This window comes from Rhodococcus sp. MT28 (genome assembly GCF_058792695.1).
On record NZ_JBXAFD010000003.1, the window covers coordinates 701547 to 715014 of the forward strand.

Annotated in this window: 13 protein-coding genes; 2 read left to right on the plus strand and 11 right to left on the minus strand. The window is 63.5% G+C overall.

The genetic code is table 11. The features are described from left to right. Positions 1-117 precede the first annotated feature (117 nt). The 4 genes from AC1Q6C_RS15855 to dprE2 are packed head-to-tail and all read right to left on the minus strand — an operon-like array spanning position 118 to position 3675. On the minus strand, positions 118-864 hold the full coding sequence (locus AC1Q6C_RS15855) for a cobalt-precorrin-6A reductase (protein WP_065455758.1): 747 nt from the start codon (positions 862-864) through the stop codon (positions 118-120). 23 nt (positions 865-887) lie between these two features. Beyond that, entirely contained in the window at positions 888-1637 is a 750-nt protein-coding gene (cobM, locus tag AC1Q6C_RS15860) for a precorrin-4 C(11)-methyltransferase (protein WP_003944967.1), read from the minus strand. Further along, the gene (locus AC1Q6C_RS15865; protein WP_065455759.1) at positions 1634-2917 is read right to left on the minus strand and encodes a bifunctional cobalt-precorrin-7 (C(5))-methyltransferase/cobalt-precorrin-6B (C(15))-methyltransferase; all 1284 of its coding nucleotides are present in this window, start codon (positions 2915-2917) and stop codon (positions 1634-1636) included. Before AC1Q6C_RS15865 ends, cobM begins: the two co-directional genes overlap by 4 nt. After that, positions 2914-3675: a decaprenylphospho-beta-D-erythro-pentofuranosid-2-ulose 2-reductase gene (gene dprE2 / locus AC1Q6C_RS15870; protein ID WP_058226715.1), complete on the minus strand. Its 762-nt coding sequence runs from the start codon at positions 3673-3675 to the stop codon at positions 2914-2916. The genes AC1Q6C_RS15865 and dprE2 overlap by 4 nt, the downstream gene beginning before the upstream one ends. Positions 3676-3705: 30 nt before the next feature. Between dprE2 and AC1Q6C_RS15875 the strand changes: the two genes are divergently transcribed. Next, on the plus strand, positions 3706-4131 hold the full coding sequence (locus AC1Q6C_RS15875; protein ID WP_007729859.1) for a PPOX class F420-dependent oxidoreductase: 426 nt from the start codon (positions 3706-3708) through the stop codon (positions 4129-4131). On the opposite strand, the gene AC1Q6C_RS15880 is transcribed toward AC1Q6C_RS15875, so the two are convergent. Then, positions 4132-5268, minus strand: coding sequence for a M24 family metallopeptidase (locus AC1Q6C_RS15880; RefSeq protein ID WP_003944794.1), 1137 nt, complete (start codon positions 5266-5268; stop codon positions 4132-4134). 37 nt (positions 5269-5305) lie between these two features. Here AC1Q6C_RS15880 and AC1Q6C_RS15885 point away from each other — a divergent pair, with 37 nt between their 5' ends. Then, the gene (locus AC1Q6C_RS15885; protein WP_058226780.1) at positions 5306-6271 is read left to right on the plus strand and encodes a 5'-3' exonuclease; all 966 of its coding nucleotides are present in this window, start codon (positions 5306-5308) and stop codon (positions 6269-6271) included. A 4-nt stretch (positions 6272-6275) separates the two neighbouring features. Here the strand turns inward: AC1Q6C_RS15885 and AC1Q6C_RS15890 are convergent, their stop codons facing one another. From AC1Q6C_RS15890 to AC1Q6C_RS15915, 6 genes are all read right to left on the minus strand, one after another. Then, the gene (locus AC1Q6C_RS15890; protein WP_003944884.1) at positions 6276-7100 is read right to left on the minus strand and encodes a DUF4333 domain-containing protein; all 825 of its coding nucleotides are present in this window, start codon (positions 7098-7100) and stop codon (positions 6276-6278) included. 52 nt (positions 7101-7152) lie between these two features. Then, complete coding sequence (locus AC1Q6C_RS15895; RefSeq protein WP_003944907.1) at positions 7153-9864, minus strand: DEAD/DEAH box helicase; 2712 nt, start codon at positions 9862-9864, stop codon at positions 7153-7155. 48 nt (positions 9865-9912) lie between these two features. Continuing rightward, positions 9913-10941 (minus strand): twin-arginine translocase subunit TatC, encoded by a 1029-nt coding sequence (gene tatC, locus AC1Q6C_RS15900; protein ID WP_003945030.1) that lies wholly within the window; start codon positions 10939-10941, stop codon positions 9913-9915. Between the two features lie 73 nt (positions 10942-11014). Then, complete coding sequence (gene tatA / locus AC1Q6C_RS15905; RefSeq protein ID WP_003944836.1) at positions 11015-11290, minus strand: Sec-independent protein translocase subunit TatA; 276 nt, start codon at positions 11288-11290, stop codon at positions 11015-11017. A gap of 134 nt (positions 11291-11424) precedes the next feature. Beyond that, positions 11425-12402 carry a helix-turn-helix transcriptional regulator gene (locus AC1Q6C_RS15910; protein WP_030536343.1) on the minus strand — a complete coding sequence of 326 codons (978 nt, stop codon included), beginning with the start codon at positions 12400-12402 and terminating at the stop codon, positions 11425-11427. Then, on the minus strand, positions 12402-13412 hold the full coding sequence (locus AC1Q6C_RS15915) for a helix-turn-helix transcriptional regulator (protein ID WP_003944939.1): 1011 nt from the start codon (positions 13410-13412) through the stop codon (positions 12402-12404). The genes AC1Q6C_RS15910 and AC1Q6C_RS15915 overlap by 1 nt, the downstream gene beginning before the upstream one ends. Between the last annotated feature and the right edge of the window lie 56 nt (positions 13413-13468).

Consider the following 13468-nt stretch of genomic DNA (forward strand, 5'->3'; position numbering starts at 1 on the left):
ATTCCGGGAACCGACACTCTCATGCGCGGTCCCGCAGTGCGGCGTCGAAAAATCCCAACATCCCTCCAGTATGGTCACGGAACCTTAGACGAACCTGAAGCGAACGCGATGTCGGCCTCACAGCGCCGTTCCACGACCGAAAGCCGTGAGCCAGTCCATCGCCTCGGCTTCGGTATCGAATGCCGGGACGGTCGCCGGGATCGGTGGTCGTTCGACGACGATCACCGGGATCGACAATTGCCTGGCTGCAGCGATCTTTGCGTACGTCTGCTCGCCGCCACTGTTCTTGGTGATCACGACGTCGATGCTGTGAGTTCGCATCAGATCGACTTCCGCTTCGATGTCGAATGGACCACGTGCGAGCAGCAATTGCGCGTGAGGCGGCAATGTCCCCGAAGGCGGATCGATCGAGCGGACGAGAAACGAGACGCTCTTCACGCGGTCGAACGCCGAAACTCCTTGCCTCCCGATCGTCAGAAAAGCGCGTGAGCCGACCGTCGGCACCAACTCTGCGGCGTGATCGAGATCGCGTGCCGGAAGCCAAGTGTCACCGGGTTGCTCGTGCCAGGGCGGGCGTCGGTACATGGCGTACGGCACGGAATTCGCAAGGCACGCTTCGAACGCATTCTGGGTGATGCGAGCGGCAAACGGATGCGTGGCGTCGAGCACTGCACGAATATCATTGGCCGACAACCACTCCGACAGCCCTTCGGCTCCCCCGAACCCGCCGATACGCACTTCCCCCTCCGGCCATCGAGGATCACGAACCCGGCCGGCCAGCGATGTGACAACCTCGAGGTCGGCTGAACCGGCCAAGCGAGAAGCGATCACTCGACCTTCGCCTGTGCCGCCGAGCAGGAGCACGCGACGACGAGTACCTGTCGAGGTCAGTGTGTGCTTCTCTCGCGCGCTGCCGAGTAGAGGTAGCTGTCCGGAAACCCCTCCGCAGTCAACACTCGGCCGACGATCACGACGGCCGTCTTCGTGATGCCGGCCGCATGAACAAGTTCGACGATCGTCTTCAAAGTGCCTCGAACAACGATCTCCTCGGGCCGTGAGGCGAAGGCGACCACCGCGACCGGGCAGTCCTCGCCGTAATTGTCGGCCAACTCGGATGCGATCTGTTCGATGCGATGAGCGCCGAGGTGAATCACCATCGTCGCGCCGCTGCGGCCGAGGGACCGCAGATCCTCGCCCTCCGGCATCGCCGTCGACAAGGTGGAGACTCGGGTGAGAACAATGGTCTGCGAGACGCCTGGGACAGTCAGCTCGCGCCCCAGCGCGGCTGCAGCCGCGGTAAATGCAGGAACACCGGGAATCATGTCGAAATCGACTCCTGCGGCGTCCAGGCGACGAGCTTGCTCTGCCACTGCACTGAAGATCGACGGATCACCGGAATGCAAACGCGCGACGTCCAGCCCAGCGGAATCCGCTTCGACAAGAATCGCGGTGATCTCGTCCAGGCTCAGCCGAGCAGTGTCCACGACCTGAGCTCCGACCGGGCACCACTCGAGCAACTCCGCTGGAACAAGGCTGCCTGCGTACAAGCACACAGGGCTCGCAGCGATGATCCGTTGCGCGCGGACAGTGATCAGATCTGCCGCACCGGGACCCGCACCGATGAAATGAACGGTCATTGTGTGGATTCCTCCGGCGTATCTGTGTCTGCGCCTGCAGACGGCTGACGTTTTGTGACGGACCATTGGACCACCGGAAGTTGCGGTCGCCAAACGTTGAACATTCCCAACGGCTCGGCGCGCTGCACCTGAAAGCGTCGAAGCGTCCCACCATGGCGACTCATCCAGCCGAGCAGCAACGATTCGGACTCGGCGGTCACGGCGTTCGCGACCAGACGACCACCCACGCTCAACTGCTCCCAGCACGCTTCGAGCATTCCCGGTTGCGTGACGCCGCCGCCGACGAACACCGCATCGGGACGTCGAGTTTCGTCCGCAAACGCCTCCGGCGCGGCCCCTTTCACGTTCAACGCGGGCACGCCGAGATTGAGTGCATTGGCACCGATCTGCGACACGCGGCTCGCCACCTTCTCGAATATTGTTGCAGTGCAACGTGGGTGAGTTCGCATCCACTCGATGGCGACGGTTCCCGACCCACCGCCCACGTCCCAGAGGTGTTCTCCCGGCGCCGGGGCAAGCGCGCACAACGTCAACGCACGGATCTCCTGCTTGGTCATCTGACCGTCGCCGACAAAAGCAGCATCCGGTAGCCCCGGGATTCGAGTCAGCCGCAAGAGAGGATCGGCCGCGATGCACTCGACGGCCAGAACGTTCAACGCGTCCACGTCCTCGTCCGCGTGATCCCACTCGTCTGCGACCATGACGGTCCGCGATTCCCCGGCCCCGCCCAGCTGGGCCAGCACGGTCACGATCGATCGACCGAAGCCCGCGCCGGACAACAGACGTGCCACCTCCCCCGGTGTCGAGCGCCCGTTGCTCAACACCAGCAGTCGCGCACCAGAAGTCACGGAAGCCAATACTGTCGCCGAGTCTCGGTTGACCAGGCTCACGACGTCGATCTCGGCCGATGCCCATCCCATTCGCGCGCTCGCCAACGCCACCGACGACGGGTGGGAGATCACTCGCACGTTGTCCGCGCCGAGCAGCCTGACCAATGTGACACCGAGACCGTGGAACATCGGGTCACCGCTGGCGAGCACGCATACTCTGCGGTCCGCGTTCTCGGCGAACATCGACGGCAACGCCGGAATCATCGGAGACGGCCAGGTCAGCCTGGTGGGCGCACGCCGTGCCCCGAGATGTGTCGCCGGGACCAAGTCCAATTGGCGCGGCGACCCCATCAGGACCTCCGCGCCCAGGATTGCGCCCTTTGCGCTCTCGGACAGCCCATCCCAGCCGTCGGCGCCGATGCCGACGATCACCACCGGGTGTGTGGTCATCGCGGCATCCGGCGCCAGATCGTCTGAGGCAGAAGCCGCATGACGAAGAACACCGGCTGCAGAACTCGCGGTACCCACACACGCGTCGCCCCGGAGTTCAGTCCCCGCACGACGGCGTCCGCGACCTGCGACGGAGTGCTCGACATCGGGGCAGGCGACATTCCCTCGGTCATCTTCCCGATGACGAACCCTGGCCGTACCAGCATCAACTGCACGCCCGAACCGTGCAGCGCGTCGCCCAGACCGCTGGCAAAACCCTCCAAGCCGGCCTTTGCGCTCCCGTAGACGTAGTTGGCGCGGCGAACCCGAACGCCGGCGACGGACGAGAACACCACGATCTTTCCGGTTCCCTGTCGGCGCATGATCTCCGCGAGGTGCGTGAGGATGCTGACCTGAGCCACGTAGTCGGTGTGCACCACCGCGACCGCATGCGCCGCGTCGGTTTCGGCACGCGCCTGATCGCCGAGAATCCCGAAGGCCAGCACTGCAATCGAAATCCGACCGTGCTCGGCGACTACGGCGCCCAGGAGGTCTCCGTGCGTGTCGACAGCGTCGGCGTCGAACTCGACGGTGGAGACGTCGACAGCGCCGGCGTTTTTGAGCATCTGCTCCTGCTCCGACAGCTCTCCGCTGCGTCTGGCAGCCAGAACGATGTTGCGGCCCGGCGCGAGCCTGACCCCGATCTCGAGGCCGATCTCACTTCGTCCGCCGAGGAGCAGTACCGTCTCGATGTCATTCACGTTCGCACCCGCAGTCACCGCTCCAGTGTCCTGGATTACCGTCGTGGCATGACGCTCACCCCCTCCACCACGCCATCGTCACAGCAGACTCTCACCGAAGACGGGCTGAAGTTCGTCGGTGAATACCACCTCGCGACACTCACGACGTTGCGTCCGAACGGCACCCCACACGTCGTTGCCGTCGGGTTCACCTGGGACCAGGAAGCCGGAAAAGCGCGCGTGATCACCAGCGGTGGCTCACAGAAGGCGATCAACGCAGCGCGTGGCGGATACGCCGCCGTCAGTTCGGTCGACGGTGGCCGCTGGCTCACGCTCGAGGGGCCGGCACGCGTGCTCACCGACGCGGACTCCGTGGCCGACGCCGTTCGGCGCTATGCCGAGCGGTACCGCCAGCCACGGGTCAATCCCGCGCGCGTGGTCATCGAAATCGACGTCACACGCATACTCGGGTCCGCTGCGTTCAAGAAAAGCTGATCAGGCGAGGACAGTCAGGCCGTGCGGACGGTTGTTGAACGACTCGCAACCGTCGGCGGTCACGACGACGATGTCCTCGATACGGGCACCCCAACTGCCGCGGAAGTAGATTCCCGGTTCGATGCTGAAGGCCATACCTTCGACGAGTTCGATGGTGTTGCCCTCGACGATGTACGGCTCCTCGTGCACGGACAGCCCGATACCGTGACCGGTGCGGTGAACGAATACCTCTGCAAGCCCTTGTGCGGCAAGCACTTCGCGGGCTGCAACGTCCACGGATTCTGCGGAGACTCCTGGCCGCACCGAATCGACCGCAGCCTGCTGCGCCGCCTCGAGTACCGCGAACTGTGCGGCAACCTCCGCGGACGGCTGCCCCATGCTGTACGTGCGAGTGGAGTCCGAGTTGTATCCGGGCTCGACCGGTCCGCCGATATCGATGACCACGATATCGCCCCTCTCGATCACCCGGTCCGAAACCTCGTGATGCGGATCGGCGCCGTGCGGGCCCGAACCGACAATCACGAACGCGGCCTCGGTATGCCCCTCTTCGAGAATCGCCGCCGAAATCGCTTCGCCTACTTCAGCTTCCGTACGTCCGACGACCAAGAACTCGGCCATGCGGGCGTGAACACGGTCGATGGCCGCACCGGCTCGCCGCAATGCCTCGATCTCGGCGCCGTCCTTGACCATCCGCAATTCGCGCAAGACGCCGGTGGCGAGAATCGGCAACGCGCCCAAGGTGTCTGCGAGCGGGATCAGATGCAGCGCAGGCATCGCATCCGTCACCGCAACCTTCGCGCCGGTCGGGAGTTGCGCCGCCACAATCGCATACGGGTCGACACCGTCGACCCAGTCGAGGACGGTCAACCCGAGATCGCCCACTGCCGATTCCTTCAGCGACGCCAACTCCAACCGAGGAAGTACGACGGACGCCTTCGCCGTGTCCGCGGCGATGACCAACGCGGTCAAGCGCTCGAACGAGTCAGCCCGAGAACCTGTCAGGTACCGAAGATCCGGACCTGGAGTCACCACCAGACCGTCGAGTCCTGCTGATCGAGCCAACTCCGCGGCGCGAGCGATACGTGCGCCGTACACGGCGCTGGAGAATCGGGAATCCTGTTCGGCTGGAGACGTCATGGCTTACAGGTTAGTGCCGACTGGCAGGATGGTGACCATGAGTGGGCCATTGCTTCTCCTCGACGGTGCCAGCCTGTGGTTTCGTGCGTTCTACGCGCTGCCCGAGTCATTCGTCGATCCCGACGGAAGACCTGTCAACGCGGTGCGCGGTTTCACCGACATGGTGGCGTCCCTGATCACCAAACACCAGCCGAGTCGTCTCGCCGTGTGCCTGGACTTGGACTGGCGACCGCAGTTCCGCGTCGATGCAGTCCCGACGTACAAAGCGCATCGCGTCGAGGAAGGCTCTGACGGTGCGTCCGAAGAAGTTCCGGACACGTTGACGCCTCAGGTCGACATGATCATGGACGTGCTCGCTGCAGCGGGTATCGCGACGGCGGGTGCAGTCGGACTCGAAGCCGACGACGTACTGGGAACGCTTGCCGCCACCGAGCGCGAAGATCTCACCGTCGTCGTCAGTGGTGACCGAGACCTACTGCAGGTCGTCACAGACGAGTACGTGCCCGTCCGTGTCCTGTACGTGGGCCGTGGCCTGTCCAAGGCGGAACTCTTCGGACCGGTCGAGGTTGCGGAGAAGTACGGAGTACCCGGTGACCGTGCGGGCGAAGCTTACGCCGAACTCGCGGTACTGCGCGGAGACGCCTCCGACGGTCTACCCGGCATCAAAGGTGTCGGTGAGAAGACTGCGTCGACACTGATGCTCCGTTACGGCTCGTTGGCCGGACTTCGGGCGGCCGCAGCTGATCCTGAATCGGATATGGCCAAGGGGATTCGCGCAAAACTGACCTCACCTGAGGCAATGGCTTACCTTGATGCTGCGTTGCCGGTCGTACGAGTAGTTCGCGACGCGGACGTTCAGTTCTCGAAGGACGACCGACTCCCGGCGACCCCCGTCGATCCCGTCCGCTTCGAGGAAGTGGCGGCCTCGCTGAACATCGAGCGCTCGGCCGGCCGGCTTGCCGCCGCGCTCGAGGCTGCGGCGGCAGGCCGTTCCGACCAATAGGGCGTCAGCTCGGGCGGCTGACCTCGTACGTGCCGTTGTCGTCGACAAACGTCACGGTCACGTTCGACTTCACACCCGCGATCGAAAGCGTGCAGGTGAACTTGTTGCCTGACTTGACTTCCTGGTCCGCGGGGCACTGAACGTTGCTCACGTTCTTCGCCCCGTAGGACTCGGTGACGATCTTCTCGACGCCGGCCTGAGCCGCGCTCTGATCGAGTGTGTTCTTGCCGAAGACTCCGAACACCAGGGCCACCACGACAGCGGCAAGAACGACGAGAACGCCGATCGCACCGAAGATCAGGGGCTTCTTCGACTTACCCGACTGGTTTCCGGGCGCACCGGGACTCGGGAACGGCTGAGCCTGGTTCCACTGGTTCTGCTGTCCCGGAGTCTGCCCGGGGGCCGTGGCGCCCCACGCCTGCTGCGGTGCGGCAGCCGGAGGCTGACCCCACGCCTGGGTTGCGTCAGGTGACTGCTGTTGCCCGGGCTGACCCCACGGCTGTGCGGGAGGTTGTTGCTGGGGTTGTCCCCACGGCTGTTGCTGGCCGGGTTGTCCTTGTCCAGGTTGCTGCGGCTGACCGTACGCAGGCTGACCACCCGGCTGGCCGTAGGCAGGTTGTCCCCACGGCTGTTGCTGGCCGGGCTGCTGACCGGGCTGCGGTGTTTGACCAGGCTGACCCCACGGCTGTTGCTGGCCGGGCTGCTGACCAGGCTGCTGTTGTCCGCCCGGCTGCTGAGGATTCTGCCCCCACTGCTGCTCGTTCGGCTGCTGCTGATCACCAGGACCCCATTGCCGATTCGGATCGTTCGGTCCGTAAGGCCCGCTCATGTTCGCCTCCCACTCGAAATACCAGTCTGCGAATCAAACCACATAGTTGCGGTCATGCTGCGTCGACAGCAACTACCCCGCGACGAATTGCAGCTACCGCCCGCGCCGCAGTCTTCGCGACGTCGGCATCCGTCGAAGTCAGGCGGACCTGATCGAGGAGATCGATCACCTGACGACACCAACGTACAAAGTCACCCGCAGACAGCGCACGACCCTGCACTCCAGCCGCGATCAGTGCGTCGACAAGCGAGTTTTCGCTCGCCCAGTGATAAACGGCAGTGACGAATCCGAGATCCGGTTCCCGCGTCGGCGGCAGCTTGTGGCGAATCTCGTCCGACCGCAGTTCGCTCCACAATCGTTGAGTGTCGTTGAGTGCGTGACGAAGCGCCGCTGTCGGCACCCGATCCACGGTGTCCCCGTCCCGACGTGATTCGTAGACCACCGAGGACACGACGGCCGCCAACTCGGCCGGGCTGAGACCTGTCCACGCCCCCGTCCGCAGGCATTCGGCGACCAGAAGGTCGCTTTCCGAGTAGATGCGGCTGAGTCGTCGTCCGGATTCGGTGACTTCGGGCGCTGCTTCGGCAGTCATGTACTCACGCTCTTTGAGTAGCGCAATGATGCGGTCGAACGTCCGCGCCAACGAGTTGGTGGTGGCCGCAGCCTTTTCCCTCATCGACTGCGTTTCCCTGGCCAGCCGGTTGTAGCGCTCACCGATCCGGCTCAGATGTTCACGATCGGGCCAGCTATGGCACGGATGCGAGCGAATAGCACGTCGCAAAGTAGCGACCTCGGCATCTTCGGATGCGCCCGCCTTGTGGCGCTTCTTTCGCCGGGGGGCACTGATCCCGGTACTACGCAACGCCGAGGCCAGATCGCGCCGGATCCGCGCGGTGTGGTGATCGACATGCTTGGGCAGTCGCATCTTTCCCAGAACGTCGGCTGCTTCCGGGAAATCACCCGAGGAGAGTCGGCCGGCCCACTGATCGGCCGTCAGAACCAGCGGACGCGGGTCCTTCGGATCGTTGTCCGGGACGAGGACCACTGCCACCCCGGAATGACGACCGATGGGAATTGCGATCACGTCACCGCGGGCGAGTGCACGGAGGGACTCCACCGCATCTCCGCGTCGGTCTTCGCGGCCCTTACGTTCGAGCGCGCGCTCGCGCGCACTGAGCCGCTCACGCAACGACGCGTATTCGAAGTATTCGCCGTCCGCACCGCCGAGTTTCTCCTGCAAACCCTTCAGTGCTTCTTCGTTCCGCTCGATGCCACGCACCAGGCCGACCACCGAGCGATCCGCTTGGAACTGCGCGAAGGAACGTTCGAGCAGCTTCCGTGAATCCGCCGCGCCCATGCGTTCGACGAGATTGATCGACATGTTGTACGAGGGGCGGAACGAACTGCGGAGCGGGAACGTCCGTGTCGACGCCAAACCGGCGACATCCGTCGGCTCGACCCCGGGCTGCCACAGGACCACAGCGTGGCCTTCGACGTCGATGCCGCGTCGGCCGGCCCGACCCGTCAGCTGCGTGTACTCCCCCGGCGTCAGTTCGGCGTGCGATTCACCGTTGTACTTGACCAGACGTTCGAGCACCACCGTGCGTGCCGGCATGTTGATGCCGAGGGCCAGCGTCTCGGTCGCGAAGACCGCCCGCACGAGCCCCTTGACGAACAGTTCCTCGACTGTCTGGCGGAATGCCGGCAGCATGCCGGCATGGTGAGATGCCAGTCCGCGTCGTAGTGCCTTGCACCAGTCCCGATATCCGAGAACTTCGAGATCCTCTTCGGGTAGTTCCCCGGTGTGTTTCTCGATGATGGTGTCGATCTCGCGGACCTGCTCCGGCGAAGTGAGATCCAGTCTGGACCGCAGGCACTGTGCAAGAGCCGCATCACAACCGGCGCGGCTGAAGATGAAAGTGATGGCCGGGAGCAGTCCGGACTGATCGAGCTGAGCGATGACGTCAGGTCGTGGCAAGGGCCGGAAATCGTTGGAACTCTGGTAGCTGCCGCGTCGTCCGCGGCCACGCGGCTGCCAGCTCTCGACGCGTTCGAGAGCCTGACGCTGCTTGACGTGGCGAACCAGATCCTGGTCGACGAGCACGGTCTTCGGCCCGGCAGCAGGATGACTACGACTGTCGAAGAGATCGAAGATTCGCCTACCGACCATGATGTGCTGCCACAGCGGGATCGGCCGAGTCTCGTCCACGACCACAGTGGTGTCGCCGCGGACGGTTTCCATCCAGGCACCGAATTCTTCGGCATTGCTCACGGTCGCCGACAAACTCACCAGGCGTACGTCCTCGGACAGGTGCAGGATCACTTCCTCCCACACCGCCCCACGGAACCGGTCGGCCAGGTAATGCACTTCGTCCATGACGACGTGCGAAAGCCCGCGCAGTGCCTCGGAGTTGGCGTAGAGCATGTTCCGCAGGACTTCGGTGGTCATGACGACCACCGGTGCGTCAGAGTTGATACTCGAATCACCCGTCAGCAGACCGACTTCGCCGGGGCCGTACCGCTCGACGAGTTCGGCGTACTTCTGATTGCTCAACGCTTTGATCGGCGTCGTGTAGAAACACTTGCGGCCCGCCGCCAGAGCCAGATGGACAGCGAACTCGCCGACCACGGTCTTGCCTGCACCGGTCGGCGCGCAGACAAGGACGCCGTGGCCCGCTTCGAGCGCAACGCATGCCTTCACCTGGAATGGATCGAGTTCGAACTTCAGGCTGGACGCGAACGTGCTCAGTTCACTCTTGTTCATAACCACCTCGTCAGGGTTTCACACGCCGCCGACGTGGTGGCACGGCGCTCAGAGAGTGTCAGTGAAATCCTGGCCGGGCGCGTTGTCGCCGGCGGTGTCGGATTTCTCCGCGACCGGAGCCTTGGACTTGGACTTACGTCCGAACAATCCACTCGATTCGGCCTTGGGTTTGGTCGGATTGTCGAAAGCCTCGTTCAGATCGGACGGAGCCGAGATGGAGGAAGCTTCCTCGTCGGACAGTGCGCCCCAGTCTTCACCGGCTCGCTTGGCCTTACGTTTGTCGTTGAGGCGAGCGATCTGGACCGCGACCTCGAAGAGAAGCGTCAGAGCCAGCGCGAGCGCCAACATCGAGAACGGATCCGACCCTGGCGTGGCAACTGCAGCGAATACGAAGAGCCCGAAGATCAATCCTCGACGCCAGGCCTTCAAACGCTCGTACGTCAGAATGCCGGCAAAGTTCAACACGACGACGAGCAGTGGAATTTCGAAGCTGACGCCGAAGATGAGCAGCAGATTGATGATGAAGCCGAAGTACTCCGAACCACTGAGCGCGGTGATCTGGACGTTGTCACCGATGGTCAGGAGGAAGTGCAAAGCCTTCGCCACGACGAGGTACGCCAGGATTGCGCCGAGAATGAAGAGAGCGGCACCTGCGGTGACGAATCCGACCGCGTAGCGACGCTCTTTGGCGTAGAGGCCCGGGGTGATGAATGCCCACAATTGGTAAAGCCACACCGGGCAGGCAAGAACGATGCCGGCGGTGAGCGCCACTTTGAATCGCAGCATGAACTGCTCGAACGGCCCGGTCGCCAGCAATCGGCACGCGTCGTCGGTGCTGAGGTTGGCGCGACTCTCGGACGGAAGCTCGCAGTACGGTCCGCGAAGCAGATCGCCCAGACTTTCGAGACCGAGTATCGAGTGTGAATACCAGAAGAAGCCGAACGCCGTGGTGATGATCACGCCGAGGAATGCGAACAACAAACGAGTCCGCAATTCGTACAGGTGGTCGACCAACGACATGGTGCCGTCTGGGTTGACCTTCCGCTTGCGGTTACGCGGGTCTAACGGAATACGCACTGTGCATCCTGGTCTTGGTCAGCAGACAACCGGGGTGAACGAATATTTCACCCCGGCTAGAACGCAGTGTGTACTAGAGCGGCTTGACTTCGGTCGGCTGCGCAACAGGTGCTGCTGCACCGTTTGCGACCACCGCGGTGTTGGCCGTCGGCAACTGTGCCGGAGCAGGCTGTGCGACCGGCGCGCTTGCGGGCGCCGCATCGTCGTTCTGCATTTCCTTGACTTCGCTCTTGAAGATGCGGAGGGAACGACCCAGACCGCGTGCTGCATCGGGAAGCTTCTTCGACCCGAACAGAATTACGACGACAACAGCGACAATCAGCCAATGCATCGGCTGCATTGCACCCATAACGACCTCCCATGATCAGATTCCTCGATGCTACCGGACACAACCGGCGCTCGGAGGTGCCAAAGCACTTACTTCAGCTACCTTTTACCTGTTTGTTTCCTGCGAACTCACTGAACGTGAAGTTTCCCGAAGTTTTACGAACCGATTACGTCATAGGCGTCGAGCGCCGCAACGGCTCGATCATGGACTTCGGAGACCAGTTCCGGCGGATGAAGGACCCGAACGCCCTCACCGAATCCCAACACCAGCCTTGCCATCCATTCAAGTGTTCCGAAACTCATCGTCGCCTCGACCGACCCGTCGTCGTTCACGTGCTCGACGTCCAACGGGTAGTAGTCGAGCATCCACACCCACTCTTTGGTGATGAACAACCGCGCTTCCGGAAGGGAACCGTCGCCGCTGAACAATTCGAGATTCGAATCCTCCTCGAGGGCCTGCGGCGGCGGGTCGGCGGGCTCGTCGAGTTGGACGGCGGCGTCGATCCGATCGAATCTGAACAACCGCACTCCCTCGGCTTGACGGCACCACGCCTGGAGGTAGCTGTAGTTGTCGACCAACACGATACGAACGGGGTCGACGATGCGCTCGGAGACCGCGTCGCGCGAGGCGGAGTAATACGTCAATCGCAGGGCGGTCTTGTCTGCGAGCGCGGCTCTGACCGTCGCTGCTATCGGGTCTTCGGCGATGTCCGGCGCCGGCGATGTGTCCCGGTCCTGACCGATGGCTCGTGCCGCGGCCGAGCCTGCTGCGTCCTCGATCTTCGCGATGGCACGCTGCGCCGAGGACGGATCGACCATGCCGGGCATTTCCACCAAGGACCGCAGGGCGATCAGCAACGCCGTCGCCTCCGTCGAGGTGAGGCGCAACGGGCGATCGATCCCGGCCGAGAACGTGACCTCGATACTTTCCTCGGAGAAGGACAGGTCGATGAGATCACCGGGACCGTAACCGGGCAGTCCGCACACCCACAGTTGATTGAGGTCGGTCATCAGTTGAGTGGTGCTGACACCGAGCTCCTCGGCGGCCTCGGCGGGACTGATGCCAGGATTTGCGATGAAGTACGGCACGAGGTTGAGCAGCCGTGCCAACCGCGACGACAGTCGATTGCTCATCAGTGGTCCCCCTGTCCATTGCCGGTGATCGGGCTCGCCGCGGCGGCGCGCAGCTTCGCGACGACCTCAGCACGCAAATCCGGTGGGTCCAGCACCAATGCGTCCAACCCGTGACCGGCGATCAACCGAGCGGTCCATTCCCAGGATCGGACGGGGATGGCCAGCACGCTGCCGTCGCGATCGGTCAACCGCCGTTCGGACGACGACGTCGCAAGCCGCCGAAGCTCATGGGCGCGGCCGTCTGCGACCCACACCGTAGCCGTCCCGGTCACGACGCCCGAACCGGTCACGCGATCGACGACCTCGCGAAGGTCGACACCTTCAGGTTTGTGAACCGAACCGGCCGGGCCGAACTCCCTGACGTCGTCACCGATCCGTGAGAGCCGGAAGGTCCTCACCGCATCACGGTCGACGTCGTGCCCGACCAGGTACCACTTGCCGTTGTGCGTGACGACGCCCCACGGTTCGACGGTGCGCTCGGTGAACGGTTCGTTCAATGCGCCGCGGTGCTGAAAATGAACTGCTCGGCCGGCGTCGACCGCTGCAAGAAGCTTGCCGAGCGCGGGCTCCGAACCGCGGGTGCGCGCGGGAATCGCGGTGACCGGGGCGGCACTGACTTCTGAGTCGACCTGGACGCCGGCCGCTCGGAGTTTGAGTAGTGCACTCTGGGCTGCCGAAATCAGTTCCGGCGACTCCCACAACTGCACCGCGACGGCGACTGCAGCAGATTCCTCGCTGGTGAGGTCCACGTCCGGAAGCTCGTAGGCATTGCGATTGATCCGATACCCCTCGACGGTCGAGAACCGTCCTGCCAGACCGGTTTCCAACGGGACACCCAGGTCACGAAGTTCGTTCTTGTCGCGCTCGAACATGCGACTGAACGCTTCGTAGTTCGCGGAATCGTTGTACCCGGCCACACTGTCACGGATTTTCTCCGCCGTGAGGAACTGTCTGGTGGACAGCAACGCGATCACCAGGTTCATCAACCGCTCGATTTTTGATGTCGCCACGCCGAAATCCTAGTGGCTATCCGATAACCGAACGCGCGCCGGACACTTTCGTGCCC

Bases quoted from the DNA above. Each gene is read 5' to 3' on its own strand.
- cobM (WP_003944967.1), bottom strand. From the start codon at position 1,637: ATGACCGTTCATTTCATCGGTGCGGGTCCCGGTGCGGCAGATCTGATC.
- AC1Q6C_RS15865 (WP_065455759.1), bottom strand. From the start codon at position 2,917: ATGACCACACACCCGGTGGTGATCGTCGGCATCGGCGCCGACGGCTGG.
- AC1Q6C_RS15875 (WP_007729859.1), top strand. From the start codon at position 3,706: ATGACGCTCACCCCCTCCACCACGCCATCGTCACAGCAGACTCTCACC.
- AC1Q6C_RS15880 (WP_003944794.1), bottom strand. From the start codon at position 5,268: ATGACGTCTCCAGCCGAACAGGATTCCCGATTCTCCAGCGCCGTGTAC.
- AC1Q6C_RS15885 (WP_058226780.1), top strand. From the start codon at position 5,306: ATGAGTGGGCCATTGCTTCTCCTCGACGGTGCCAGCCTGTGGTTTCGT.
- AC1Q6C_RS15890 (WP_003944884.1), bottom strand. From the start codon at position 7,100: ATGAGCGGGCCTTACGGACCGAACGATCCGAATCGGCAATGGGGTCCT.
- AC1Q6C_RS15895 (WP_003944907.1), bottom strand. From the start codon at position 9,864: ATGAACAAGAGTGAACTGAGCACGTTCGCGTCCAGCCTGAAGTTCGAA.
- tatA (WP_003944836.1), bottom strand. From the start codon at position 11,290: ATGGGTGCAATGCAGCCGATGCATTGGCTGATTGTCGCTGTTGTCGTC.
- AC1Q6C_RS15910 (WP_030536343.1), bottom strand. From the start codon at position 12,402: ATGAGCAATCGACTGTCGTCGCGGTTGGCACGGCTGCTCAACCTCGTG.